Here is a 26,291-nt window from a genome sequence, read left to right as displayed (position 1 = left end):
CGGCCAGTTCCACCATCAGCGCCGCGGTGGGTTCCGCCAGGCGGTGGCCGTAGAGATCATCCTCGGCCACCAGCACCTTCGCCACGCCGTCGATCTTTGCGGCGTCCTCAGCCGCCGCCTTCGCGCTCGACCCGGCGCAGAGCACCGTCACATCGCCCAGGGATTTCAGCGCAGCCACCGCCTTGGCGGTGGCGTCCCGGTTCAACTCGCCATTGGTGACTTCACCCAGCAACAGAACAGCCATCACACAACCCCCGCTTCTTTCAGTTTCGACACAAGCGCATCGACATCCTCGACGATGATCCCCGCCTTGCGCCCCTCGGGCTCGGCGGTATGGGTGATCTCCAGCCGCGGGCTCACGTCCACGCCGTAATCATCCGCCGTCTTTTCCTCCAGCGGCTTCTTCTTGGCCTTCATGATATTGGGCAGCGAGGCATAGCGCGGCTCGTTCAGCCGCAGATCCGCTGTCACGATCGCCGGCAGCTTCACCTCGATGGTCTGCAGACCGCCATCGACCTCGCGGGTGACCCTGGCGGCCTCGCCATCGATTTCCAGCTTGCTGGCAAAGGTCGCCTGGCCCCAGCCCAGAAGCGCCGCCAGCATCTGCCCGGTCGCGTTCATGTCGTTGTCGATGGCCTGCTTGCCGGCGATGACCAGCTTCGGGCTCTCCTCGTCGATCACCGCCTTGAGGATCTTGGCCACCGCCAGCGGCTCGATATCCTGATGCACGTCATCGGCGGCGACCACGAGGATGCCGCGATCCGCGCCCATCGCCAGCGCCGTGCGGATCGTCTCGGCGGCCTGTTTCACGCCGATCGACACCACCACGACTTCTTCCGCCGTCCCCGCCTCCTTCAGACGGATCGCCTCTTCCACCGCGATCTCGTCGAACGGGTTCATCGACATCTTCACATTCGCCAGATCGACACCGGAGCCGTCGGATTTCACCTTCGCCTTCACGTTGTAATCGATCACGCGCTTCACTGGCACGAGAACCTTCATCGGCACTCTCTCCCTTTCACTGCTTCAGGCAATTCGCCGCAATAGATAGACAGCATACCGGTCCGGGGACAGGACAAAAATCCGGTGACGCTGCGTTGACGGGCCGGTCAATCGCCGCCCTCCCGGCTGGCGCCGGGCTGCCACAGCACGTCGCCGCCCCGGCCCAGATTGGCGTGGCGCGCGGCGACGAACAACCAGTCCGACAGCCGGTTCAGATAGCGCAGCGCAGCCGGGTTGACATCCCCCGTCGCGGCGGAAAGCGCCGTCGCCGCGCGTTCCGCCCGCCGCGCCACGGTCCGGGCCAGATGCAGATGCGCGGCCAGCGCCGTGCCGCCGGGCAGAACGAAGCTGCGCAGCGGGTCCAGATCCGCGTTCATCGCGTCGATCTCGGACTCCAGCCGCGTCACCTGCGGCGCGATCATCCGCAGCACCGGAGTGGGCGCCTCGGCATCCGCGGCGATCCCCGGCCGTGACAGATCGGCGCCCAGATCGAAGAGATCATTCTGGATCACCGCGATGCGCCCGGCCATCCCGCCCGCCGCATGCAGTGCACACAGGCCGAGCGCCGCGTTCAGCTCGTCCACGTCACCGTAGCACGCGACGCGGCGGTCATGTTTCGCCACCCGGCTGCCATCGGAGAGCGCGGTCTCTCCGCCATCGCCGCTGCGGGTATAGATGCGGTTCAGCACGACCATCAGGCGCCGCGCAGCGCGATGAAGATCAGGATCAGCGCGATCGCCACCGCCTGGGCGATGATCCGCCAGCGCATCATCCGATTGCCGTGCTTGGCGTTGAACTTGCCGCCCATGCCGAACCCGCCAATGCCGGTGGCCAGGATCGCCACCACCGCCAGCAGGGAAAACATCATCACGATGAACAGCGGATCGTCGGACATGTCACGGCCTTTCCTTGATCGGCAGAGCCTAGCCGGGCGCGCGGGCAGGGTCCAGCACTGCGGCGGGACGGCGGGCGGCTTCCGTGGCGGCCACGCAGCACGCCCCTGAGCGGCGCCCGCTCGGCCTGTCCTGCTGCCCAGCCGGGGCAGGCGGCCCCTGTCACCGATCCCGGCCCGTGCCCGTCGGGCGCGGCAAAGCGCCGCGCAGGCCAGGCCGCGGCGCGAATCACCTGTGGCGCGGGGGCGGCAATCGCGCTATGCTGAGCCATCAGACCCGGATAACCGGGCGCAAGTTGAGGCAGTGACGGCGGTATTTCCATGACCGAGATGGTCTTTGGCGCGACCCCTGTGCGGGCGGGCGATCCTATTCTTCCCCGGTGGTGGCGCACGCTGGACCGGTGGTCCTTCTTCGCGGTGCTGTGCCTGTTTGCCATCGGGCTGCTGCTCGGGCTCGCGGCCTCGGTGCCGCTGGCGGAGAAAAACAACCTGCCCCCCTTCTACTACGTGACCCGGCAGGCGGTGTTCGGCGCGATGGGGCTGGCGGTGATGCTGGTCATCTCGCTGATGAGCCCGCGCCAGATCCGCCGCATCGGGGTGATCGGTTTCTTCCTGGCCTTCGCGGTGGTCCTTGCCCTGCCGGTGATCGGCACCGATTACGGCAAGGGGGCGACGCGCTGGCTCAGCCTCGGCTTCGGCTCCTTCCAGCCCTCGGAATTTCTCAAGCCCTGTTTCGTGGCCGCGACCGCCTGGTGCATGGCCGCCAGCCAGGAGGTGGGCGGCCCGCCCGGCAAATGGATCAGCTTCGGCATCACCGCGGCGGTGGTGCTGACGCTGATCGGCCAGCCGGATTTCGGCCAGGCCTCGCTGGTGCTGTTTTCCTGGTGCGTGATGTTCTTCGTCGCCGGCGCGCCGATGGTGCTGCTGTTGGGGGTGGCCGGGATCACCGTGGCGGGCGGGTTCTTCGCCTATGGCGCGTCCGAGCATTTTGCCCGCCGCATCGACGGGTTCCTGACCGCCGAGGTCGATCCGCGCACCCAGCTGGGTTACGCGACCCACGCCATCCAGGAGGGCGGGTTCTTTGGCGTGGGCGTGGGCGAGGGGACGGTGAAATGGTCGCTGCCCGACGCCCATACCGATTTCATCATCGCCGTCGCGGCCGAGGAATACGGGCTGGTGCTGGTGCTGGCGATCATCGCGCTTTACGCCACCATCGTCTTCCGCTCGCTGATGCGGCTGCTGCGCGAGCGCGATCCGTTTGCGCGCATCGCCGGGACCGGGCTCGCCTGCGCCTTCGGCGTGCAGGCGCTCATCAACATGGGCGTGGCGGTGCGGCTTCTGCCGGCCAAGGGGATGACGCTGCCCTTCGTCAGCTATGGCGGCTCGTCGGTGATCGCCTCGGGCATCGCGATGGGCATGCTGCTGGCGCTGACCCGCCACCGGCCGCAGGGCGAGATGTCGGACCTGATCGGGCGGGGGCGCTGAATGGCGAAATACGCGCTGATCGCCGCGGGCGGGACCGGCGGGCATATGTTTCCCGCCCAGGCCCTGGCCGAGATGCTGCTGGAGCAGGGCTGGCGCGTCGCGCTCTCGACCGATGAGCGGGGGGCGCGCTATGCGGGCGGGTTTCCCGCGGCGGTGACGCGCGAGATCGTCAGCGCCGCCACCACCGCGCGCGGCGGTCCGCTGGCCAAGCTGGCCGCGCCGTTCCGCATCGCCTCCGGCGTGCTGGCCGCGCGGCGCAGCTTTCGCGCCGACCGGCCCGATATCGTCGTGGGCTTCGGCGGCTATCCGACCGTGCCGGCGATGACCGCCGCGCGGATGCTGGCCATCCCGCGCATGATCCACGAACAGAACGGCGTCATGGGCCGGGTCAACAGCCTGTTCGCCCGCCGCGTCCACAAGGTCGCCTGCGGCACCTGGCCCACCGAACTGCCCGACGGGGTGGACGCCGTCCATACCGGCAACCCGGTGCGCAGCGCGGTGACGGCGCGGGCGGCCAGCCCCTATCAGCCGCCCGGCCAAGGGCCGTTGCATGTCGTTGTGATCGGCGGCAGCCAGGGCGCGCGCATCCTGTCCGATGTCGTGCCCGCCGCCATGGCGCGACTGCCCGAAGATCTCCGCCCCCGCCTGCGCGTCGCCCATCAGGCCCGCGCAGAGGATCAGGACCGCGTCACCGAAACCTATCGCGCCGCCGGGATCGACGCCCGGATCCGCCCGTTCTTCGAGGATGTGCCGGAGCTGTTCGCGCAGGCGCAGCTTGTCATCGCCCGCTCCGGCGCCTCGACGGTGGCCGATCTGACCGTGATCGGCCGCCCCGCCATCCTCATTCCGCTCGCCATCGCCACCGGCGATCACCAGAGCGCCAATGCGCGGCCCCTTGCCGATTCCGGCGCCGCGCTGATCCTGCCGGAAAGTATAGTTGACCCGGACACGCTGGCGCGCGACATGCTCGCAATCCTGTCGGACCCCGACCGCGCCGCGGGCATGGCTGCCGCCGCCCTGTCGCTGGGCCGCCCCGACGCCGCAAGGCGTCTCTATGACATCGTAACGGAGATCGCCGCATGAATGCCGCCACGAAACTGCCCGGAGAGCTTGGCCCCATCCATTTCGTGGGGATCGGCGGGATCGGCATGTCCGGCATTGCCGAGGTGCTGATGACTCTGGGCTATGACGTGCAAGGCTCGGACGCGAAGCGCTCCAGGATCACCGACCGGCTGGAACAGCTCGGCGCCCGCATCTTCGAAGGCCAGAGCGCCGGCAATATCGGCGAGGCCGGCGTGGTCGTCATCTCCACCGCCATCAAGAAGGGCAATCCCGAGCTGGAAGAGGCGCGCCGCCGCGGCCTGCCCATCGTGCGCCGCGCCGAGATGCTGGCCGAGCTGATGCGCCTGCGATCAAATATCGCCATCGGCGGCACCCACGGCAAGACCACCACCACCACCATGGTCGCCACCCTGCTGGATCACGGCAAATTCGACCCCACCGTCATCAATGGCGGCGTGATCCATGCCTATGGCTCCAACGCCCGCGCCGGGGCAGGCGAATGGATGGTGGTCGAGGCCGACGAATCCGACGGATCCTTCAACCGCCTGCCCGCGACCATCGCTGTCATCACCAATATCGACCCCGAGCATATGGAGCATTGGGGCGATTTCGACCGGCTGCGCGAGGGGTTTTACAACTTCGCCTCCTCCGTGCCCTTCTACGGCCTCGCCGTCTGCTGCACCGATCACGCGGAGGTTCAGGCGCTTGTCGGCAAGCTGCATGACCGCCGCGTCGTGACCTTCGGCTTCAACGCGCAGGCCGATGTGCGCGCGATCAATCTCAGCTACGAAAACGGCGTCGCGCATTTCGACGTGGCCTTGCAGGGCGAGGCCGACATCAATGACGGCGAGATCCCGGTGATCGAGGGCTGCACCCTGCCCATGCCGGGCGATCACAACGTCTCGAACGCGCTCGCCGCCGTCGCCGTGGCCCGCCATCTCGGCATGAAACGCGCCGAGATCCGCGAGGCGCTGGCGGGCTTCGGCGGGGTCGGCCGCCGCTTCACCCGCGTGGGCGAGGTGAACGGGGTGACCATCATCGACGATTACGGCCATCACCCGGTTGAAATCGCCGCCGTGCTCAAGGCCGCGCGTCAGGCCACCAAGGGCCGCGTCATCGCCGTGCATCAGCCGCATCGCTACTCACGCCTATCCAGCCTGTTCGAGGATTTCTGCAGCTGCTTCAACGAGGCCGATGTGGTCGGCATTGCAGATGTCTACGCGGCCGGCGAAGACCCGATCCCCGGTGCCAGCCGCGACGATCTGGTCGCCGGGCTGATCTCGCACGGCCACCGCCATGCCCGCGCCGTGGTGGATGAGGATGACCTGGCCCGGCTGGTGCGCGAACAGGCGCGGCCCGGCGACATGGTGGTCTGCCTGGGCGCAGGCTCCATCTCGGCCTGGGCCAATGCGCTGCCCGCGCGGCTTCAGGAAAAGGCGGCCTGAGACGCGGCCAGAGATGCGGGCTGGCGCGGCCGGAGGCGTCTTTCCAGTCCGTTCCGGGGGCGGGCAGGGCGGCAATCTTTGAGGACGCATCCGAGAGGCCCCGTCATGGAACCGTTTCTGTTCGTCGCGCTGATCCTGATCTTCCTGCTCTACGTCGCCCTTGGCGATCAGCAGGTCGCACGGGGCTATCACGGCCATTACGCTGTCCTGATCGCCGTGGCGCTGATCGCAGCGGTGATCTGCGCCACGATGGCCCGGCGCGCTGTCGGCGGGTCCGAGTTTCTGGCGGGTGTCATTCAACTCGCCATGTCCTTCGCGCTGTTCATCTGGCTCGGCGGTCTCCTGATCGGCGGTCTGATCGGCGTGACCCGATCCCGGCGGGGCGGTGATCGCATTGCGTCTCAACCGCGCCCGATCGGGTTGTCGGTGACCTTCTACCTCGTCAATATTCTGGCGCTGACGCTGTGCATCTATGGCTAGCGCCCAACTGCCAGCAGGCGCGTTGCAGGTGGAAACTCCCCTGCCGCGCAATTCGTGGCTGAGCCAGCAATGATCCCGCCGCTCTCCGATGATCTGCTCTATCTGATTGGCGGAATCGCGCTTTGGTCCGGTGCCGCGCTTGCCGCCTGTATCGGCCTGTCACTGCGCCTTGTCCTGATCCTCGCCCTGTGCGCCGGGGCAGTCGTGGCGCTGCTGCCCGCCCTCGTTCAACTCAGCCCGGTCAGTCTCGGGCTGTCGCTCAGCTTCGCGCTTGTCATGGCCTCCGGCCTCGCATCCGGGCTGCGGCTCGGGTGGCGCCGCGCGCGCCATTTGCTGCTGCGCCCCGCGCTGTGGATCGGCCTCGCCGCGCTCTACACTGCCATCGGCATGGCCTATGCGTGGCTCGGCCTCGGCTCCGGCGGCCGGACCACGGGCTTCGCGCTCGGAGTCCAGGTGCTCGGCCTGCCGATCCTCTCCGGCCTGCTCATCGGCCGCGTGCTGCGCCGCCGCCTCTGACCCGTCCGCGCGTGCCCGCCCCAGCCTCCCGAATGCGTTCAGACGATGCGCCGGTTGCTGAGCGCGCCCGGACGCCGGCCGGCGGCGCATCCGTCACCCCCGATGTCTCGCCTGGGGCATCCCGGCAGTGTACGCCCTGTGTACAGCCGGTGTACGCGCTGTGCACGGGCTGTGAGGCCCCGAAACCCAGCAATTACTGGCCCGCCGCGGCCCGAGCCCCGCAGCGGCGCAACACCCGGCGCACGGTCCCGTTGCGCGGAATGTTGACCTGCGGCGCGGGGCTGGCTACCAGCATCGCCATGACCCGTTCGCTTCCCACGCCGCGCGGCGCGCTGACCGCCGACCGCCCGCTCGACAGCCTCACCTGGCTGCGCGTCGGCGGCCCGGCGGACTGGCTGTTCCAGCCCGCCGATCAGGACGATCTGGCCCTGTTCCTGCGCGATCTCAACCCGGCGATTCCGGTCTTTGCGATGGGCGTCGGCTCGAACCTGATCGTGCGCGACGGCGGCATTCGCGGCGTGGTGATCCGGCTCGGGCGGGGCTTCAATGCCATAGAGTTTTCTGATGATGACGTGGTCACCGCCGGGGCGGCGGCGCTGGATGCGCATGTGGCCCGCAAGGCGGCGGATCAGGGGCTCGACCTGACCTTCCTGCGCACCATTCCTGGCAGCATCGGCGGGGCGGTGCGGATGAATGCGGGCTGCTATGGCAGCTACATGGCCGACCACCTGATCGACGCCACCATCGTGACCCGCAGCGGTGAGACGCTGACGCTCACTCCGGATGATCTGCAATTCGCTTATCGCCAGTCCGAGCTGCCAGAGGGCAGCGTCATCACCCGCGCCCGGCTGCGCGCGGGCCGCGACGCGCCCGCCGATCTCCATGCCCGGATGGAGGATCAGCTTGCCCGGCGCGACGCCTCCCAACCCACGCGCGAACGCAGCGCCGGATCCACCTTCCGCAACCCGGCGGGGTTCAGCTCCACCGGCCGCGATGACGACACCCATGATCTGAAAGCCTGGAAGCTGATCGACGCAGCCGGCCTGCGCGGCCACCGCCTCGGCGGCGCGCAGATGTCGGAAAAACACCCGAATTTCCTGCTCAACGCCGACAACGCCACCGCCGCCGATCTCGAAGCCCTGGGCGAGCTCGTCCGCGACCGCGTCCGCGCCGATTCGGGCCATGAATTGCAATGGGAAGTCATCCGTGTCGGCATGTCCGCAAGCAACTGAACTCGGGCCCGTCCCTGTCCGTCAAAGGAATGGCACATGACCGACGGCTTACAACCGGAACGCGCCGCGTCGAGCCGGAATGCCTATGTCACGCTGGCCACGAATGCGGATTATGCGCTCGGCGCGCTTGCACTTGTCAACTCGATCAAGGCCACCGGCACGGCGGCGGATTGCGTGGTGCTGCACACCGAAGTCCCCGAGGCGTCGCTGGCGCCGCTGCGCGTGGCGGGGGCGCGGCTGATCCGGACGGAACTGCTGGAAACATCACCCGAATTCAACGCCACCCATGCCCGCGACGCGCTCCACGCCCGCGCCGCCTTCACCAAGGGCGTCAAGCCGCCCTTCCATACTCCGCTGGACAATTTCGCCAAGCTGCGCCTGTGGCAACTGACCGAATATGCCTCGGTCGTGTTCATCGACGCTGACGCGATCATGCTGAAGAATTGCGACATGCTGTTCGCCTACCCGGAGTTCTGCGCCGCGCCCAATGTCTATGAAAGCGTCGCGGATTTTCACCGGCTGAATTCCGGTGTCTTCACCGCCCGCCCGTCGCTGGAAACCTTCGCGGCCATGCTCGACCGTCTCGACCGGCCGGGCGTGTTCTGGCGGCGCACCGACCAGACCTTCCTGGAGACGTTCTTCCCCGACTGGCACGGCCTGCCGGTGTTCTGCAACATGCTGCAATATGTGTGGCTCAACCTGCCGGATCTCTGGGCGTGGGAGGAGATCCGCATCCTGCATTTCCAGTATGAAAAACCCTGGCAGGACCATGCGAAAGCGGCGCAGATGCGCCCGCTGATCGATCTGTGGCGCGGCTTTGCGGGGCAGGGTCCACGGCTTGATCCCGCCCGGCTTCCGGCCCCCGAATGAGGCTGGCGATCACCGGCGGAACCGGGCTGGTGGGCCGGTTCATCGTCAACGAGGCACTTGCTGCGGGCGACATGGTGACGGTGCTGTGCCGCACCGCCCCGCGCCCGGATTTCTTCGACGCGCCAGTGCGCCACATCCCCTATGACCTCGCCGCCCCGCCCCCGGATCTGCGCGGGTTCGACGCTGTCATCCATGCCGCCTTCGCCCATGTTCCGGGCCGCTACCGGGGCGGCGAAGGCGATGATCCCGACGGCTTCCTGGCGCGCAATCTCGACGGGTCGCTGCGCCTGTTTGCCGCTTCTGCGGCGGCGGGGCTGCCCGTCGTGTTCCTGTCCTCCCGCGCGGTGTATGGCCCGCAAGACGGCGTGCTGACCGAGGATCTGACCTGCCGCCCGGACACGCTTTACGGCCAGGCGAAGCTGCGGGCGGAGCAGGAATTGCTGGGCAGCGGCGCGCCCGCCATGGTGCTGCGCGCGACCGGAGTCTATGGCACGCCCGGCCCCGGTCAGCGCCATAAATGGGCCGGCCTGTTCGCGGATTTCGCCGCCCGTCGGCCCATCACCCCGCGCGTCGGGACGGAAATCCACGGCGGTGATCTGGCCGCCGCCGTGCGTCTTGGGCTCAGCGGCGCGCGAGGGGTGTTCAACGTCTCCGACCTTTTGCTCGACCGGCGCGAGCTTCTGACGCTCTGGCGGCAGATGAGCGGGCAGGACGGGATCATCCCCGCGGCGGCGGACGGCACCGCATTCAACCAGATGGCGACGGAGCGGCTGTGCGCGCTCGGCTGGCGGCCCGGCGGGCGGGTGCGGCTGACGCAGACATTGCGGCAGATCGCCGCCGATGCGGGTTTCGGTGCGACCCCGGCATGAAGCCTCTTCCCTGATTCGCCGGACTCGGTTAAACTTCCCCGCACAGGCATGACCCGGACCAACCGGGCGAATGAAGACCGGACCCGGATCCAACCGGGCAGAAAGGCAAGATGGCGGGCAGGTCGAGCAGGACAGCCCCGAATGTCGTCGTCCTGATGGGCGGCCCCTCGGCCGAGCGCGAGGTGTCGATGTCGTCAGGCGCGGAATGCGCTGCGGCGCTGCGGCAGGCGGGGTTTGACGTCACCGAGATCGACGCGGGGCAGGATCTGCCCGCGCGGCTGCAGGCGGCCGCGCCCGACGTGGTGTTCAATGCGCTGCATGGCCGCTTTGGCGAGGATGGCTGTGTTCAGGGCATGCTGGACTGGCTGGGCATCCCCTATACCCATTCCGGCGTGCTGGCCTCGGCCATCGCGATGGACAAGACGCTGAGCAAGCAGCTTTTCCGCGACGCCGGTCTGCCCGTGGCCGACAGCGTCATCGTGCCGACCGATCAGGCGCGGCGCGAACATCCCATCTCGCCCCCCTATGTGGTCAAGCCGAATGACGAGGGCTCCAGCGTCGGGGTCTATCTCGTGCGCGAAGGCGCGAACGGCCCGGCCGATATCGGCGCGCAGATGCCCGACAAGGTCATGGTCGAGACGTATATTCCGGGGCGCGAGCTGACCACGCTGGTGCTGGGTGAGCGCGCCCTTGGCGTGACCGAGATCGTCAGCGATGACTGGTATGATTACGACGCGAAATACAAGGCGGGGGGCTCGCGCCATGTCGTGCCCGCCGAGATCCCGGCCGACATCACCGCAGCCTGTCAGGATTACGCGCTGCGCGCGCACCGGGTTCTGGGCTGCGCGGGGATGAGCCGGTCGGATTTCCGCTGGGACGACACGCGCGGGCTGGCGGGGCTGTATCTGCTGGAGACGAACACCCAGCCCGGCATGACGCCGACCTCGCTGGCCCCCGAACAGGCCGCGATCCTGGCGGATATGGATTTTCCGGCGCTGTGCGCATGGCTGATCGAGGATGCGCTATGCAGGGCGTGAGCCACCGTCCCGAGGCCGGGTTCAGCCCGCAGCCGACGCCGCCCCGCAAGGGCTGGAACCGGCCGCAGAGCCACGCCGCCAAGCCGAAGCGCGATCCGGCCCCGTCACGGCTGGCCTACCGGCTCAACCGGATGTGGCTGACACCGGGCTTCCGCAAGCTGACGCGGGTGGGGCTGCCGGCCTTCGTGCTGGCCTTCACCACGCTTCTGTGGCTGTCGGACGAGGATCGCCGCGCCTCGCTGGCCGGCGGGCTGACCGGGATGGTCGAGAAGGTGCAGAACCGCGAGCAGTTCATGGTCAACGAGATGACCATTTCCGGGGCCTCGACGCCGGTGGACAAGGCGCTCAGGATGATGCTGCCGGTGGATCTTCCGGCCTCCAGCTTCGATATCGACCTCGATCAGCTGCGCCAGGACATCCTGCTGCTGGATGCGGTGAAGGATGTCGATCTGCGCGTCAAGCCGGGCGGGGTGCTGGCCGCGACCGTGGTCGAGCGCGAACCGGTGCTGCTGTGGCGTCACGCGCGCGGGATCGAGCAGCTTGACGAACAGGGCAAGCGCGTCGCCTCCGTCACCTCGCGGGCGGTGCGCCCGGAACTGCCGCTGATCGCGGGCGAGGGCGCCGATCGCGTGGCGGAGGAGGCGATCCGGATCTTTGCCGCCTCCGGGCCGCTGCTGCCGCGGGTGCGCGGGTTGCAGCGCCTGGGGGAGCGTCGCTGGGACGTGGTGCTCGATGGCGGGCAGCGGGTGCAATTGCCCGCGCAGAACCCGGTCGCGGCGCTCGAACGGCTCATCGCGCTCGATGAGGCAGAGGATCTGCTGGCGCGCGATGTGTCGGTCGTCGATCTGCGCGACGGGCAGCGCCCGACGGCGCGGCTCGGGATGACGGCACAGAACAGCATCCGCGCGGCGCGGGGCCAGCCCCTGCTGGGGCCGGACGGCAAGGAACTGCCGGCCGCGGACAAGAAAAGCTGAAGGTGAGGGGACAGGCAGGATGAAGGATATCTACCAGCTTCAGCGCGGCATGCGGAACATGCGACAGGCGGCCTTGCAGCGCGGTGTCGTTGCGGTGCTGGATATCGGCAGCTCCAAGGTGGCCTGCTTCATCCTGCAATTCGACGGGCCGGGGGTGCTGTATCGCGAAACCGACGGGGTCGGCCCGATGGCCGGGCAGTCGAATTTCCGCGTCATCGGCGCCGCCACCACCCGCTCGCGCGGGGTCCGTTACGGCGAAATCGAGACCATGGCCGAGACCGAGCGCGCCATCCGCACCGCCGTGCAGGCGGCGCAGAAACTGGCCGGGGTGCGGGTGGACCATGCCATTGCGTGTCTCAGCGGTGCGCGCCCGGCCTCCTACGGGCTGGCAGGCGATATCCCCCTCAAGAACGGCAAGGTCGGGCAGGGCGAGATTGCCCATGTGCTCGCCTCCTGCGAGGTGCCGGATTTCGGGCGCGGCCGGCAGGTGCTGCATGCGCAGCCGGTGAATTTCACCGTTGATGGCCGCTCCGGGCTGATGGACCCGCGCGAACATGCCGGGCAGTCGCTCGGCGTGGACATGCATGTGCTGACGGTGGATGCCGACGCCCTCGACAATCTGATCCACGTCATCCGGCGATGCGACATGGAACTGGCCGGGGTGGCCTCGGCCTCCTACATGTCGGCGCTGTCCTCGCTGGTCGAGGATGAGCAGGAGCTCGGCGCGGCCTGCATCGATCTGGGCGGCGGCGCGACGGGGGTGTCGATCTTCGTCAGGAAACACATGATCTTCGCCGATGCCGTGCCGATGGGCGGGGATCTGGTGACGCAGGACATCGCCAAGGGGCTGCGCATCCCGATGGGCGTGGCCGAGCGGATCAAGACGCTGAACGGCGGCACCGAGGCGACCGGGCGCGACGACCGCGACCTGATCGAGCTGGGCGGGGCGACGGGGGATTGGGAGACCGACCGCCGCACCGTCAGCCGGGCCGATCTGATCGGCATCATGCGCCCGCGGGTCGAGGAGATCCTGGAAGAGGTCGCCGCGATCCTGGATGCGGCCGGGTTCGATCACATGCCCAGCCAGCAGGTGGTGCTGACCGGCGGCGGCAGCCAGATCCCCGGCCTCGACGGTCTGGCGGCGCGGATGCTGGGGCGCAATGTCCGCATCGGCCGGCCGCTGCGCATTCACGGCCTGCCGCATCAGCTGACCGGCCCGAATTTCGCCTCGGCGGTCGGGCTGGCGCTGTTCGCGGCGCATCCGCAGGACGAGTGGTGGGACTTTGAAATGCCCGCCGAAGCCTATCCGGCGCGGTCGATCCGCCGGGCCTATCGCTGGTTCCGCAACAACTGGTGACAGGCGTCTGAAATCGTTGATGGTAGGGGTCTTGGGCGAGGCCCCTATATGCTGCGGTATAAGCAAGATACCGCCGGATACCCATGGAATGCCCACAAGATTTTGCGTCTGAAACGTGTTTTTCGGGTGACGATACCGGCCAGCTTGGTTACAGTTTCAGGAATACGGGGGATTCGGCCGGGCGCCAGACCTGGCCCGCAGTCAAAACAGCAGGCGGACACCATGAACCTCAATCTGACGAAGAACGTCGAAGACGATCTGACGCCGCGCATCACCGTGTTCGGCGTGGGCGGTGCAGGCGGCAACGCGGTCAACAACATGATCGAAAAGCAGCTCGATGGCTGCGTGTTCGTGGTCGCCAACACCGATGCGCAGGCGCTGCAGCAGTCGAAATCGGAATCGCGCGTGCAGCTTGGCCCGAAGGTCACCGAAGGGCTCGGCGCCGGCGCCAAGCCCGAGGTCGGCGCCCGCGCCGCCGAGGAGACGATCGAGGATATCGTCGATCACCTGCAAGGCGCGCATATGTGCTTCATCACCGCGGGCATGGGCGGCGGCACCGGAACCGGCGCGGCCCCGATCATTGCGCAGGCCGCCCGCCAGATGGGCATCCTGACCGTCGGCGTCGTGACCAAGCCCTTCCAGTTCGAGGGCAGCAAGCGGATGCGCCAGGCCGATCACGGCGTGGACGAGCTGCAGAAACATGTCGATACGCTGATCATCATCCCGAACCAGAACCTGTTCCGCCTGGCCAACGAGAAGACCACCTTCACCGAGGCCTTCGCGATGGCCGATGACGTGCTCTATCAGGGCGTGAAGGGCGTGACCGACCTGATGGTGCGGCCGGGTCTCATCAATCTCGACTTTGCCGATGTCCGCGCCGTGATGGACGAAATGGGCAAGGCGATGATGGGCACGGGCGAAGCCTCGGGCGAGAACCGCGCGGTCGAGGCGGCCGAGAAGGCCATCGCCAACCCGCTCCTCGACGAGATCAGCCTGAACGGCGCCAAGGGCGTGCTCATCAACATCACCGGCGGCACCGATCTGACCCTGTTCGAGCTGGACGAGGCCGCGAATATCATCCGCGACAAGGTGGATGGCGATGCCAACATCATCGTCGGCTCGACGCTGGATCCCGACATGGAAGGCACGATCCGGGTGTCGGTCGTGGCCACCGGCATCGATGCCGCCGCGGACGAGATCGTGCCGCCGGCGCCGCGCCGCCGGGTGGATGCCGTAGCTGCCGCGCCGCAGGCGCAGCCGGCCCCGGCGCCCGCGCCCCAGCCCGCCGCCGCCGAGCCGCGGCTGGAGATGGATCACGCCCCGCAGCAGCGCCGCGAGCCGGCCCCCGCGCCCGAGCGCAGCGCCGAGCCTCCGCGGCAGGCCCTTGATGACGAGATGCCCGCCCCGGCCTACCAGCCGAAGGAACAGGCGCCCCAGGCCGCCCCGGCCAGCAACCCGATCGGTGACGATGCCGGCAATTTCGTGGCCCCGCGCAGCAACGCCCCGCGCGGCACCCCGCCCGCCGATGTGCTGGAACGCATGCGCCGCGCGGCTGCCGCGCAGCCCGGTGCCGCCGCCCGCGGCCCGGCCGCCCCGGCGCGCCGCAAGCCCGAGCCGGACACGCAGGGCCGCGAAGGCCGCATGGCCGGTCTGGGCCGGATGATCGAGCGCATGTCGGGCCACCAGAACGAGAAACAGTCGGCCGCCTCGATCGCCGACCGGGTCAGCGAGCGTCTGTCGGCGCGCAGGCAGGGCAACCTGGATACGGATTTCGATGATCTCGCCGATGATTCGCAGACCGACAGCTCCGAGATCCCGGCCTTCCTGCGCCGCCAGGCCAACTGATCACAACCCAATTGATGCGCGGTCACGACCGCGTGTCCCGACGCAGGCAAGGGGCCGCCACATGGCGGCCCTTTTTCCATGCAGGACCGCAATATGCTCAATTGCGACCATTTTCCCGGCGGGCTTTGTTACAGACCGTCACAAATCGTTAATTGAGGCGGACAGCCCGAGCGCCTAGGTCGAAGCTGCGGACAGACCACAGGACCGCATAACAAGAAACGGGCAGTATCATGCAGGCTACCATTGCGAAAGCGACAGAGTTCCGGGGCGTCGGCCTTCACTCCGGCGTGGCCGTGCGCATGGAGATCCGTCCCGCCCCGGTCGGTCACGGCATCGTCTTCGAGCGCAGCGATCTGCCGTCCGGCATGAACCGGATCCCGGCGCTGTGGGATCGGGTCGTGCCCTCGAAGCTCTGCACGCTGATCGAGAATGACGACGGCGTGCGGGTCTCGACCATCGAACATATCATGGCCGCACTTGCCGGGACCGGGATCCAGAACGCCCTGCTGCGCATCGACGCGGGCGAGGTGCCGATCCTGGACGGCTCGTCGGCGGATTTCGTGGCGGGCATCCTGGCCGCCGGCATCCGCATGCAGGACGGGGTGCAGCGCGCCATCCGGCTCAAGCGTCCGGTCGAGGTCCGCGAGGGCGAGGCGGTGGCGCGGCTGGAACCGGCCGATCACCTGGAGATCGATTTCCATATCGAGTTTGCCGACAAGGCCATCGGACGGCAGGACATGGCTCTCGACATGGCCAATGGTGCCTTTGTGCGCGAGTTGATGGACAGCCGCACCTTCTGCCGGCAGTCCGATGTTCAACTGATGCGCAATGCCGGGCTGGCGCTTGGCGGCACCTATCTGAACGCGGTGGTGGTCGATGGCGACAAGGTGCTGTCGCCCGGCGGTCTGCGCCACAAGGACGAGGCCGTGCGCCACAAGATGCTGGACGCGATGGGCGACCTGGCGCTTGCCGGCGCGCCGCTTCTGGCGCGCTACAGCGGCCACCGCGCCGGGCACGCCATGACCAACAAACTGCTGCGGGCGTTGTTCGCGCAGCCCGATGCCTGGGAATGGGAGAGTTGCGCGTCTGACCTGGAATGCCGGCTTCCGGGCGCCGGCGTTGCCGCCTATGGCCCGGTCAATGCACCCGCTCTCGTTGCGGTTGCGTGAGGATTCAGCTTGTCCCGCAAGTGTTGGGAAATACACCACATTGCCATTTTGCGCACCCTGATGTTCTGTGCTAGGACGACCGGGCCGCGGCGCGTCCCGACTCGTCGCTTGGTGAGAATGTACTGACAGGCAGGTAGCGATGGTCCGCTTTGTTTCGTCAAAGTCCCTGATGGCAATGGCTCTGGCGGGCTTGGTGCTGACCGGATGCGGTGCGGGCGGGGATGCCGGCGAGCGCGTCCCGGTGGAGAATTTCGCCGCCGAGGAAATCTATCGCCGCGGCGAATACGAGCTGGAAAACAACCGCGATCCCGACACCGCCGTCTATTACTTCTCGGAAATCGAGCGGCTCTATCCCTATTCGCAATGGGCCAAGCGCGCGCTGATCATGCAGGCCTACAGCTATCACCGGAACAAGGATTACGAGGAGGCGCGGGGGGCCGCGCAGCGCTTCGTTGACACTTATCCCGGCGATGACGATGCGGCCTATGCGAAATATCTGCTCGCGCTCAGCTATTACGACCAGATCGACGAGGTCGGGCGCGACCAGGGCCTGACCTTCCAGGCGCTTCAGGCGCTGCGCGAGGTGATCGAGGAATATCCCGACAGCGAATATGCCCGCAGCGCGATCCTGAAATTTGACCTGGCCTTCGACCATCTGGCCGGCAAGGAGATGGAGATCGGGCGCTATTACCTCAAGCGGGGTCATTACGCGGCGTCCATCAACCGGTTCCGCGTGGTGGTCGAGGATTTCCAGACCACGACCCACACGCCCGAGGCGCTGATGCGGCTGGTGGAGGCCTATCTGGCGCTCGGCCTGACCGACGAGGCGCAGACGGCGGGTGCGGTTCTGGGGCATAATTTCCAGTCATCACCCTTCTACGAGGACGCCTATGCCCAGCTTCGCGGCCGCGGGCTCAGCGCCTCGCCAAAGGGTGAGAGCTGGCTGACGAATGTCTATCGTCAGGTGATCCAGGGCAAATGGCTTTGACGGTGCGCTGAAGCGCACCCTGCGGGGTGGGGCGATGCTGCGCGAATTGCATATCCGCGACATGCTGCTGATCGACCGGCTGGAACTGGAGTTCAGTGCCGGGTTGAACGTGCTGACCGGCGAGACCGGGGCGGGCAAGTCGATCCTTCTGGATTGCCTGGGCTTCGTGCTGGGCTGGCGCGGCCGCGCCGAGCTGGTGCGCAGCGGCGCGAGCCAGGGCGAGGTGACGGCGGTGTTCGACCTGCCCCCGGACCATCCCGCCCGCGCGGTTCTGGCCGATGCCGGGATCGCGGCGGAAGACGAGCTGATCCTGCGCCGCGTGAATAGCACCGACGGGCGCAAGACCGCCTGGATCAACGACCGGCGCAGCTCGGGCGAGGTGTTGCGCAGGCTCTCCGATACGCTGGTGGAACTGCATGGACAGCACGATGATCGCGGCCTTCTGAACCCGCGCGGCCACCGGCAGATGCTGGATGCATTCGGCGCCATCGACCTTTCCCCGATCCGCGCCGCATGGGCCGCGCGGCGCGAGGCGGCGCAGGCGATGGAGGCGGCGGAGGCACGGCTGGATCAGGCCCGCGCGGAGGAAGATTTCCTGCGTCATGCCGTGGCCGAGCTGGACGGCTTCGCGCCGGAACCGGGCGAGGATGCGCGCCTCGATACCGCGCGGCGCAGCATGCAGGCGGCAGAGCGCATCCGAGAGGATGTCGCCCGTGCCGCGCAGGCGCTTGGCCCTGACGGGGCGGAAGGCGCGATGCTGGACGCCAATCGCTGGCTGGAAGGCGCGGCCGAGAAGGCCGAGGGGCGGCTGGATGAGGCGATGAACGCCCTGGCGCGCGCGCTGATCGAATTGGGGGAGGCGTCGCAGGGTGTCGAAGATGCGCTCGGCGAGATGCGTTTCGATCCCCATGAGCTCGAAACGACCGAGGAGCGGCTGTTTGCCCTGCGCGCACTCGCCCGAAAGCACGACACCACGCCGGACGACCTGGCCGAACTGGCAGAGACACTGCGGACCCGGCTGGCGGAGCTTGATGCGGGGGAGGAGGATCTGTCCCGGCTGCGCGCCGCCGTTGACGCCGCGGAGCAGGACTACAGCACCGCGGCCGAGGCGCTGTCCGCCGCGCGGGTCCGGGCGGCGTCACGGCTGGATCAGGCCATGTCGGCCGAACTCGCGCCGCTGAAGATGGATCGCGCCGCCTTCGAGACGCGGGTGACGGAGACGGAGGCCGGGCCGGAGGGGCGCGACGCCGTGGCCTTCACCGTCGCCACCAATCCCGGTGCGCCCGCGGGACCGCTGGACAAGATCGCCTCGGGCGGTGAGCTGTCACGCTTCCTTCTGGCGCTGAAGGTCAGCCTGGCGCGCGGCAATGATGCGGTGACGATGATCTTCGACGAGATCGACCGCGGGGTCGGTGGTGCGACGGCCGATGCGGTGGGGCGGCGCCTGGCGCGGCTGGCAGAGGGGGCGCAAGTGCTGGTGGTGACGCATTCGCCGCAGGTCGCGGCGCTCGGTGCCACGCATTTCCGCGTCTCGAAACAGGTCGGGGGCGAGATGACAACCAGCCGGGTGGCCCGGCTCGATCACGCCGCGCGGATCGACGAGATCGCCCGGATGCTGTCCGGCGAGCAGGTCACCGATGCCGCCCGCGACGCCGCGCGCGCGCTTGTCGGCTGATGGTCAATCGACGATGCGCTCGACCCGGCGGATGATAGACTGCACCTTGCGGGTCTCGGCATTCACCCGGACGAGCTGATTGCCGACAACCGCATAATCGCTGCCCGGAATCTCCGGTCCGAGGCCGTAGCGGCCGGGGCGCGAGATGATGTAGATCTGATCGGGCGGAACCACCTCGCCCACCTGGACCGGGTCGGCAGACCCCGTGGCGTAGGTCACGGGGACCACATGCTCACCCGCTGCGCTGGCTCCGTTGCTGGACCCGCCGGCAATGGCCAAGATGCTGACCACGCACATGGACGTGGCGAGGAGGGCGGGGCGAAGTGGCGGTAACACGGTCTGCTCGTTTTGCTTCTTATGCAACCACGTGAACGCAGTTGCGAACCGGCTGGTTCCCGGCCGGGTAAAAATTTTCTCCGGACCGTCGCGCCGCGTTCAGACCCCCCGCCCACGCTGCTCGAAACGCGGCAGCATCGCGGAGAAATCGCGCCCGCTGCCATCCTCTTCAGTGACGAAGCGGTCGTAGAGCTGGGTGGCGAGCGCGCCAAGCGGCGTGTCCGCATCGGCGCTCTCGGCGGCTTGCTGGGCCAGGCGCAGATCCTTCAGCATTAGATCCGCCGCGAAGCCCGGCTTGTAGTCGTTGTCGGCGGGCGATTGCGGCCCGATGCCGGGGGCGGGGCAATAGGCGTTCATCGACCAGCTATACCCCGAGGAGGTCGAGACGACATCGAACATCTTCTGCCGGTCGAGGCCCAGCTTGTCGGCCAGGGCAAATGCCTCGCAGGTGACGATCATCGTCGCGCCGAGGATCATGTTGTTGCAGATTTTCGCGGCCTGCCCGGCGCCGGAGTCGCCGCAATGCACGGCCTTCTGGCCCATGATGTCGAAAAGCGGGCGCACGGTCTCGAACGCGTCCGCGCCGCCCCCGACCATGAAGGTCAGCGTGCCGCCCGACGCGCCTGCAATCCCGCCCGAGACCGGCGCGTCGAGCGCGCCGAGCCCGGCCGAGGACGCGTCATCCGCCACGGCCCGTGCGCTGTCCACATCGACGGTGGAGCAGTCGCAGAGCACGGCACCCTGTTTCATCGCCGGGATGATCTCTGCCGCGACCTCGCGCAGGATCGCGCCATTGGGCAGCATGGTGATGACCACATCCGCGCCCGCCGCCGCCTCGGCGGCCGAGCCGGATGTGGCCAGTGGCGGCTGCGGCGTCGCGGCCGGGTCGAAGGCGCGAACCTCGTGCCCCGCCTTGGCGAGGTTGATCGCCATCGGCATGCCCATATTTCCCAGTCCGACAAATCCGATTTTCATCTCGTCCCCCCTTGGTCGTCAAAATGCAGTTCCGCATCCCCCAGCGGGGCCAGCATGGCGGCCACGCCCTGGGGCGACGCGTCGGCCGTCCAGTTCGGGTTGCGGTCCTTGTCGATGATCTGGGCACGCACCCCTTCGATGAAATCGCCATGCTCGGTCGCGCGATGGGTAAAGCGATATTCCCGCGCGAGGCTGTCCTGCAACCGCTCATCCTCGCGCGCGGCACGGACCAGTTCCAGCCCCGCCGCCATCGACAGCGGCGAATTGCGCCGGATCGGTTTCAGCGCGGTGTCATTGCCCTCAGCTTCCAGCCGCGCGACGATGTCGGTCGTGCTGTCCGCTGCGAAGGCGGAAAGATCGGCCGCGGCGAGGCGCGACTCCGGCACTTGCGCGCCCGTGAGCAGGCGCGCATCGCCGGTCTCGGCCAGCCTGTCGATCAGGTCCGGCCAGTCGGCCTCGGGGATATAGAGATCCGCGAAGCCGGCATGGATCGCATCGCCCGCATCCATGCGATCGGCGGTCATCATCAGATATTCGCCGATCCGGCCCGGCGCGTGGCCAAGCAGCCATGACCCGCCCACATCCGGGATCAGCCCGATACCGGATTCAGGCATGGCGATCCGCGTCGTCTCGCCCACCACGCGATGGCTGGCATGGCCGCCGACCCCCACGCCGCCGCCCATCACGAAGCCCTGCATAAAGGCGATGACGGGTTTCGGATAATCCTTGATCGCCGCATTCATGCGGTATTCGTCGAAGAAGAACTCCTGCCCCTCGCGGTGATCGCCCGCCAGCCCCGCGCGATAGACGGCGGCAATGTCGCCGCCCGCACAGAAGGCCTTGTCGCCCGCGGCGTCGATGATGACCAGATCGACCTCCGGGTCATCGCGCCACTGGTTCAACGCGGCGTGGATCTGCCGGACCATGTCATGGCTCAGCGCGTTCAGCGCCTCGGGCCGGTTGAAGGTCATGCGGCCTGCGCGGCGGTCCGTGCGGATCTCCATCTCTGCCATCAGCCTGCCTCCGCCAGAAGCGCGCGCCCGATGATCAGGCGCATGATCTCGTTCGTGCCCTCAAGGATCTGGTGGACGCGCAGATCGCGCACGATCTTCTCGATCCCGTAATCGGCCAGATAGCCATAGCCGCCGTGCAGTTGCAGGCACTGGTTTGCCACCTCGAAGGCGCGGTCGGTGACGTGCAGCTTGGCCATCGCGCAGTATTTCGTTGCATCCGGCGCGCCCTGATCCAGCTTCCACGCCGCCTGGCGCAGGAAGATGCGGGCCGATTGCAGCGCGGTCTCCATCTCGGCCAGCCGGAATTGCAGGGCCTGGAACTGGTCGAGCGTTTTGCCGAACGCCTTGCGCTCGCCCATATAGGCGATCGTGCGGTCAAGCGCGGCCTGCGCCCCGCCGAGCGCCCCGGCCGAGATGTTCAGCCGCCCGCCATCGAGGCCTGCCATCGCATAGGCAAAGCCGCGCCCGTCCTCGCCGATCTGGTTGTCGAGCGGGACGAGGCAATCATCGAACTGCACCACCGATGTCGGCTGCGCCTTCCAGCCCATCTTGCGTTCCGGCGCGCCGAAGCTGAGCCCGTCCGACCCGGCCTCGACCACCACGGTCGAGATGCCTTTCGGCCCATCCTCGCCGGTGCGCAGCATCGTCAGGTAGCAATCCGAATAGCCGCCGCCGGAGATGAAGGCCTTCGCCCCGTTCAGCCGGAATCCCTGGTTGGTCCGCTCGGCGCGGGTGCGCAGGGCCGCGGCGTCGGAGCCCGATCCGGGTTCGGTCAGGCAGTAGGACCAGACCTTCTCCATGCGGCACAGTTCGGGCAGGAATTTCTGCTTCGCCTCATCCGAGCCGAACTTGTCGATCATGCCCCCGCACATGTTGTGGATCGACAGGAAGCTGCTGACGGACGGGCAGGCCATCGCAAGCGCCTCGAAGATCAGCGTGCCGTCGAGGCGCGACAGCGCGGAGCCGCCATATTCCTCGGACACGAAGATCCCGCCCAGACCCAGCTCGGCCACGCGGGACCACAGCGCGCGTGGGATGGTGCCGTCATCTTCCCACTGCTCGGCATGGGGCGCGATATGTTCGGCACCGAAATCCCGTGCCATCTCGAATATCGCCTGCTGCTCCTCGCTCAGCGCGAAATCCATCCGCGTCCTCCCTGGCTTTGGCTGAATTGAACGATTGTTTATGACCCGAATCTTACGACATTGTTGCAACCTGCGCGGCGCGTTCACAGGCCCTCGCGGAACTCCCCGATCAGTGTCCGAACGACGTCGCGCAGCGCCTCCTGCGTTGAGGCCCCGGCCGCCACACTCGCCTCGAACTGGCGGCGCTGACGGGCGGCAGAGGTGCCCCGCGCCACCATGCCGCGCAGCCCGTCCACCGCCTGCTGGCTGCCGAGCGCGTGGCTGTCGGGAGCGATCAGTTCCAGCCATTCCCGTGCCAGAGCCTCGAAGGGCGCGATTTCATGTGCGCCGAAATCGATCAGACCTTCCGATGTGCCATAGCGCATGGCGCGCCAACGGTTCTCTCCGATCAGGAAGTTGTCATATTGCCGCCAGCGTGTGTTGCGCCGCGACAGGCGCAGCAGCATCCGCAGCGTCGCCTGGATCAGCGCCGCCAGCGTGATCGTGTCCTCCAGCCGCGGGCAGGCGTCGCAGATCCGTGTCTCCAGCGTCGGGAAGCCGGCCGAGGGGCGCAGATCCCACCACACCTTGCTCGCGTCCTCGATGATTTCCAGCCCGGTCAGCACATTGACCGATCGTTCGTATTCGTCCCAGCTCGACAGTTTCGGTGGCAGTCCCGTCCGTGGCAGCCCGTCGAACACCGTCATCCGGTAAGAGGCCAGCCCGCTATCCTCTCCCTGCCAGAACGGGCTGGAGGCGGACAGCGCAAGCAGATGCGGCAGGAAATAGCTGAACTGGTTCATCAGGTCGATGCGCATCGCCCGGCTTTCGATGCCGACATGGACATGCATTCCGCCGATCAGCATCCGATGCGCCACACCTGCCAGATCGCGCGAGAGGGCGCGGTATCGCGCCTTGTCGGTGTGCTCCTGCTCGCGCCAGTCTGCGAACGGGTGGCAGGAGGCGGAGATCGGGGCCAGCCCGTGATCGCCCGCGATCCGCGCGATGGTGCGGCGCAGATGCGCCAGATGGCCGCGCGCTTCGTCAATATCGGCGCAAACCGGCGTGCCGACCTCGATCTGGCAGCGCAGAAATTCGGGGCTGACCTGATCGGCAAGCTCCGCCTTGCAGGCCGCCATCATCGGCTCGGGCGCCTCGGCCAGTTCGCCGGTGTCAGCATCGACGAGGAGATATTCCTCCTCGATCCCGAGTGTGAAATCCGGCTCCTCGATCATGACCACGCCCTCGCCAACAAGACCACAGGGCGCGATGAAAGCAGCAAGCGGGGGCCGCGCGCAAGAGGCGCCTGACCGGGGCGTCGTGGCGGCGGGGCGTACGCCGCCCCGCCATGTCCTGCAGCGGCGAGGTGTGCCGCCGCCCGGATCACTCCATGGCCTTGAAGTTGAACTCCCCGCCTTCCTTGATGCCGGAGGGCCAGCGGGCCGTCACGGTCTTGGTGCGGGTATAGAAGCGGAAGGCATCCGGGCCGTGCTGGTTCAGATCACCAAAGCCCGATTTCTTCCACCCGCCGAAGGTGTGATAGGCCAGCGGCACCGGGATCGGCACGTTGACCCCGACCATGCCGATATTGATCCGGCTGGCGAAATCGCGCGCGGTGTCGCCGTCGCGGGTATAGATCGCGGTGCCGTTGCCGTATTCATGATCAAGCGCCAGCTTGATCGCCTCTTCGTAAGATCCGGCGCGGACGGTGGACAGGACCGGGCCGAAGATCTCGGTCTTGTAGATGTCCATGTCGGGGGTCACGCGGTCGAAGAGATGCGGGCCGACAAAGAACCCGTCCTCATAGCCCTGAAGGCTGAACTCACGGCCATCCACCACCAGTTCCGCACCCTGATCGACGCCGGTCTGCACGAGGCGGTGGATGTTCTCCTTCGCGGCCTTGGTCACGACCGGGCCGTAATCGACATCGTCGCCCGCCGTGTAGGGGCCGACCTTCAGCTTCTCGATGCGCGGCACCAGTCGCTCGATCAGCGCGTCGGCGGTTTCCTCGCCCACCGGCACGGCCACGGAAATCGCCATGCAGCGTTCGCCCGCAGCCCCGTAACCGGCGCCCACGAGAGCATCCGCCGCCTGATCCAGATCGGCATCGGGCATGATGATCATGTGGTTCTTGGCACCGCCGAAGCATTGGGCGCGCTTGCCAGTTTTCGCGGCTTCCTCATAAATATACTGCGCGATCGGGGTCGAGCCGACGAATCCCACCGCCTGGATGGCCTCGCTGTGCAGCAGCGCGTCCACGGCCGATTTGTCGCCGTTGATGACCTGCAACACGCCATCGGGCAGCCCGGCCTCTTTCCACAGCGCGGCCAGCATCAGCGGCACGGAGGGGTCGCGCTCCGACGGTTTCAGGATCATCGAATTGCCGGCGGCGAGGGCCGGACCCATTTTCCACAGCGGGATCATGGCGGGGAAGTTGAACGGCGTGATCCCCGCCACGACGCCAAGCGGCTGGCGCATCGAATACATGTCGATGCCGGGACCTGCGCCGTCGGTGAATTCGCCCTTCAGCAGATGCGGCGCGCCGATGCAGAACTCGATCACCTCCAACCCGCGCTGCACATCGCCCTTCGCGTCCGGGAAGGTCTTGCCGTGCTCGCTCGACAGCATCTCGGCCAGCTTGTCCATGTCGCGGTTCAGCAGAGCGACCATCTTCATCATCACCCGCGCCCGGCGTTGCGGGTTGGTCGCGGCCCAGCCGATCTGTGCCTCGGCGGCGCTGTCGATGGCCGCCGTGATCTCCGCGTCCGAGGCAAGCGCGACCTTGCCCTGCACCTCGCCCGTGGCGGGGTTGAACACATCGGCAGTGCGGCCGGATGTGCCTGCGACCTCTTCACCGTTGATCCAATGTCCGATCTCTCTCATGGCGGGCTCCTTCCTGGAATGGGGATGACGATCTGGACGCAGCCTATCTTGCGAAAATGCGCGGATAAAGCCTAAGTTTGGCAAAACCGTTTTGCAGATATGCGGGGGCTGGATGGATTGGGACGATTTGCGCGTGTTCCTTGCGGTGGCGCGGGATGACAGCCTGTCGCGTGCTGGAAAGCGGCTGGCGATGGATCCCTCGACCGTCAGTCGGCGCGTGGCGCGGCTGGAGGCGGCCCTGGGTCATCCGCTGTTTCTGAAATCGCCCCAGGGTTACGCGCTGACCCCGGAGGGGGCGCGGCTGTTTCCCCATGCCGAGGCGGCGGAACTGGCGCTGAGTGGTGCCGAAGAATCACTTGGCCGACCGGGAGAGCTGACCGGGCAGTTGCGCATCGGGGCGCCGGATGGCTGCGCGAATTACCTGCTGCCACAGGTGGCGGCGGCGCTGTGCGCGGCCCATCCGGGGCTGGAGATCCAGATCGTCGCCTTGCCGCGGGTCTTCAACCTAACCAAGCGCGAGGCCGATTTCGCCATTGCCGTCAGCCGCCCGGAAACCGGCAGGCTGGTGGTGCAGCGTCTGTGCGACTACCGCCTGCATCTGGCCGCGCATGAGCGCTACCTCGCCCGGCACGGGCCGATTGACGAGATCGGACAGCTCCGTGCGGCGCGGCTGATCGGCTATATTCCCGACATGATCTTCGATCAGGAACTGGATTATCTCGGCCCGCTTCTGCACAGCGCGAACGCGCGCCCGGCGCAGCTGACCTCCAACTCCGTCTCCGTGCAGATGCAGGCGATCCGCACCGGGGCGGGGATCGGGATCGTGCATGATTTCGCCATTCCGTTCACACCAGGCGTGCGCCGCGTGCTGCCGGAGGCGTTCGGGCTGACCCGCAGCTTCTGGATGATCCGCCATGCCGATGACCGCCGGTCCGACCGGCTGAACCGGCTGGCGGATGAGCTGGCGCAGGGGCTGAGGGCCGAGGTGGCGCGGCTGGAATCTGCCGTCGATTCCGATGGCGGGGCTTGACCTTGTGAGCAGTTGCGACAGACTGGCCAGAC

General features: G+C 67.6%; 26 protein-coding genes. 16 read left to right on the top strand and 10 right to left on the bottom strand.

Translation table 11 applies throughout. The annotated features are described in order from the left end of the window. The 4 genes from BLT73_RS09245 to BLT73_RS09230 form a co-directional block, all read right to left on the bottom strand. The coding region (locus BLT73_RS09245) for an adenine nucleotide alpha hydrolase family protein (RefSeq protein ID WP_483874354.1) at positions 1 to 244 on the bottom strand (244 nt) is incomplete at its 3' end. Further along, positions 244 to 1,002 (bottom strand): electron transfer flavoprotein subunit beta/FixA family protein, encoded by a 759-nt coding sequence (locus BLT73_RS09240; protein ID WP_090523092.1) that lies wholly within the window; start codon positions 1,000 to 1,002, stop codon positions 244 to 246. The genes BLT73_RS09240 and BLT73_RS09245, both read right to left, overlap by 1 nt. A 107-nt stretch (positions 1,003 to 1,109) precedes the next feature. Continuing rightward, entirely contained in the window at positions 1,110 to 1,697 is a 588-nt protein-coding gene (locus BLT73_RS09235; protein WP_090523090.1) for a cob(I)yrinic acid a,c-diamide adenosyltransferase, read from the bottom strand. After that, positions 1,697 to 1,897, bottom strand: coding sequence for a twin transmembrane helix small protein (locus BLT73_RS09230; RefSeq protein ID WP_090523088.1), 201 nt, complete (start codon positions 1,895 to 1,897; stop codon positions 1,697 to 1,699). Before BLT73_RS09230 ends, BLT73_RS09235 begins: the two co-directional genes overlap by 1 nt. 318 nt (positions 1,898 to 2,215) lie before the next feature. On the opposite strand from BLT73_RS09230, the gene BLT73_RS09225 reads away from it, so the two are divergent. The 15 genes from BLT73_RS09225 (at position 2,216) to recN (ending at position 18,898) form a co-directional block, all read left to right on the top strand. Further along, a complete protein-coding gene (locus tag BLT73_RS09225) occupies positions 2,216 to 3,379 on the top strand; it encodes an FtsW/RodA/SpoVE family cell cycle protein (protein WP_090523086.1) in 1,164 nt (387 codons plus the stop codon). Further along, a complete protein-coding gene (murG, locus tag BLT73_RS09220) occupies positions 3,380 to 4,462 on the top strand; it encodes an undecaprenyldiphospho-muramoylpentapeptide beta-N-acetylglucosaminyltransferase (protein WP_090523085.1) in 1,083 nt (360 codons plus the stop codon). Next, positions 4,459 to 5,886: a UDP-N-acetylmuramate--L-alanine ligase gene (gene murC / locus BLT73_RS09215; protein WP_090523083.1), complete on the top strand. Its 1,428-nt coding sequence runs from the start codon at positions 4,459 to 4,461 to the stop codon at positions 5,884 to 5,886. The genes murG and murC overlap by 4 nt, the downstream gene beginning before the upstream one ends. Before the next feature lie 105 nt (positions 5,887 to 5,991). After that, the gene (locus BLT73_RS09210) at positions 5,992 to 6,366 is read left to right on the top strand and encodes a hypothetical protein (RefSeq protein WP_090523081.1); all 375 of its coding nucleotides are present in this window, start codon (positions 5,992 to 5,994) and stop codon (positions 6,364 to 6,366) included. A 69-nt stretch (positions 6,367 to 6,435) separates the two neighbouring features. Then, positions 6,436 to 6,882, top strand: coding sequence for a hypothetical protein (locus tag BLT73_RS09205; protein ID WP_090523079.1), 447 nt, complete (start codon positions 6,436 to 6,438; stop codon positions 6,880 to 6,882). A gap of 299 nt (positions 6,883 to 7,181) precedes the next feature. Further along, the gene (gene murB / locus BLT73_RS09200; protein ID WP_090523141.1) at positions 7,182 to 8,114 is read left to right on the top strand and encodes a UDP-N-acetylmuramate dehydrogenase; all 933 of its coding nucleotides are present in this window, start codon (positions 7,182 to 7,184) and stop codon (positions 8,112 to 8,114) included. A 36-nt stretch (positions 8,115 to 8,150) separates the two neighbouring features. Then, positions 8,151 to 8,984 carry a glycosyltransferase gene (locus tag BLT73_RS09195; protein WP_090523077.1) on the top strand — a complete coding sequence of 278 codons (834 nt, stop codon included), beginning with the start codon at positions 8,151 to 8,153 and terminating at the stop codon, positions 8,982 to 8,984. Beyond that, positions 8,981 to 9,853, top strand: a complete 873-nt coding sequence (locus BLT73_RS09190; RefSeq protein WP_090523075.1) for an NAD-dependent epimerase/dehydratase family protein — start codon at positions 8,981 to 8,983, stop codon at positions 9,851 to 9,853. The genes BLT73_RS09195 and BLT73_RS09190 overlap by 4 nt, the downstream gene beginning before the upstream one ends. A 110-nt stretch (positions 9,854 to 9,963) precedes the next feature. Next, positions 9,964 to 10,890, top strand: a complete 927-nt coding sequence (locus BLT73_RS09185) for a D-alanine--D-alanine ligase (RefSeq protein WP_090523073.1) — start codon at positions 9,964 to 9,966, stop codon at positions 10,888 to 10,890. Then, positions 10,878 to 11,864, top strand: a complete 987-nt coding sequence (locus BLT73_RS09180; RefSeq protein ID WP_090523072.1) for a cell division protein FtsQ/DivIB — start codon at positions 10,878 to 10,880, stop codon at positions 11,862 to 11,864. The genes BLT73_RS09185 and BLT73_RS09180 overlap by 13 nt, the downstream gene beginning before the upstream one ends. Positions 11,865 to 11,883: 19 nt before the next feature. Beyond that, the gene (ftsA, locus tag BLT73_RS09175) at positions 11,884 to 13,221 is read left to right on the top strand and encodes a cell division protein FtsA (protein WP_090523070.1); all 1,338 of its coding nucleotides are present in this window, start codon (positions 11,884 to 11,886) and stop codon (positions 13,219 to 13,221) included. A gap of 222 nt (positions 13,222 to 13,443) precedes the next feature. Then, entirely contained in the window at positions 13,444 to 15,066 is a 1,623-nt protein-coding gene (gene ftsZ, locus BLT73_RS09170) for a cell division protein FtsZ (protein ID WP_090523068.1), read from the top strand. Positions 15,067 to 15,296: 230 nt separating this feature from the next. Further along, positions 15,297 to 16,235 carry a UDP-3-O-acyl-N-acetylglucosamine deacetylase gene (gene lpxC / locus BLT73_RS09165; protein ID WP_090523066.1) on the top strand — a complete coding sequence of 313 codons (939 nt, stop codon included), beginning with the start codon at positions 15,297 to 15,299 and terminating at the stop codon, positions 16,233 to 16,235. Between the two features lie 175 nt (positions 16,236 to 16,410). Further along, positions 16,411 to 17,223, top strand: coding sequence for an outer membrane protein assembly factor BamD (locus BLT73_RS09160; RefSeq protein ID WP_425438814.1), 813 nt, complete (start codon positions 16,411 to 16,413; stop codon positions 17,221 to 17,223). 34 nt (positions 17,224 to 17,257) lie between these two features. After that, positions 17,258 to 18,898 carry a DNA repair protein RecN gene (gene recN, locus BLT73_RS09155; protein ID WP_090523063.1) on the top strand — a complete coding sequence of 547 codons (1,641 nt, stop codon included), beginning with the start codon at positions 17,258 to 17,260 and terminating at the stop codon, positions 18,896 to 18,898. Between the two features lie 3 nt (positions 18,899 to 18,901). Here recN and BLT73_RS09150 read toward each other — a convergent pair whose 3' ends face one another. From BLT73_RS09150 to BLT73_RS09125, 6 genes are all read right to left on the bottom strand, one after another. Next, the gene (locus BLT73_RS09150; protein WP_143025652.1) at positions 18,902 to 19,117 is read right to left on the bottom strand and encodes a hypothetical protein; all 216 of its coding nucleotides are present in this window, start codon (positions 19,115 to 19,117) and stop codon (positions 18,902 to 18,904) included. Between the two features lie 216 nt (positions 19,118 to 19,333). Further along, positions 19,334 to 20,209 (bottom strand): 3-hydroxyisobutyrate dehydrogenase, encoded by an 876-nt coding sequence (gene mmsB / locus BLT73_RS09145; RefSeq protein ID WP_090523059.1) that lies wholly within the window; start codon positions 20,207 to 20,209, stop codon positions 19,334 to 19,336. Continuing rightward, positions 20,206 to 21,222: an enoyl-CoA hydratase/isomerase family protein gene (locus BLT73_RS09140; RefSeq protein ID WP_090523057.1), complete on the bottom strand. Its 1,017-nt coding sequence runs from the start codon at positions 21,220 to 21,222 to the stop codon at positions 20,206 to 20,208. The genes mmsB and BLT73_RS09140 overlap by 4 nt, the downstream gene beginning before the upstream one ends. Beyond that, positions 21,222 to 22,367, bottom strand: coding sequence for an acyl-CoA dehydrogenase family protein (locus BLT73_RS09135; RefSeq protein ID WP_090523055.1), 1,146 nt, complete (start codon positions 22,365 to 22,367; stop codon positions 21,222 to 21,224). Before BLT73_RS09135 ends, BLT73_RS09140 begins: the two co-directional genes overlap by 1 nt. An 83-nt stretch (positions 22,368 to 22,450) precedes the next feature. Beyond that, positions 22,451 to 23,581 (bottom strand): carboxylate-amine ligase, encoded by a 1,131-nt coding sequence (locus BLT73_RS09130; RefSeq protein WP_090523054.1) that lies wholly within the window; start codon positions 23,579 to 23,581, stop codon positions 22,451 to 22,453. Positions 23,582 to 23,729: 148 nt separating this feature from the next. Continuing rightward, positions 23,730 to 25,229, bottom strand: a complete 1,500-nt coding sequence (locus tag BLT73_RS09125) for a CoA-acylating methylmalonate-semialdehyde dehydrogenase (protein WP_090523052.1) — start codon at positions 25,227 to 25,229, stop codon at positions 23,730 to 23,732. Positions 25,230 to 25,341: 112 nt separating this feature from the next. On the opposite strand from BLT73_RS09125, the gene BLT73_RS09120 reads away from it, so the two are divergent. Further along, on the top strand, positions 25,342 to 26,259 hold the full coding sequence (locus BLT73_RS09120) for a LysR family transcriptional regulator (RefSeq protein ID WP_090523050.1): 918 nt from the start codon (positions 25,342 to 25,344) through the stop codon (positions 26,257 to 26,259). Positions 26,260 to 26,291 lie beyond the last annotated feature (32 nt).

It is taken from the genome of Paracoccus isoporae, from assembly GCF_900101865.1.
GTDB classification, from domain to species: Bacteria; Pseudomonadota; Alphaproteobacteria; order Rhodobacterales; family Rhodobacteraceae; genus Paracoccus; species Paracoccus isoporae.
This window is presented reverse-complemented; position numbering and strand designations above follow the sequence as displayed.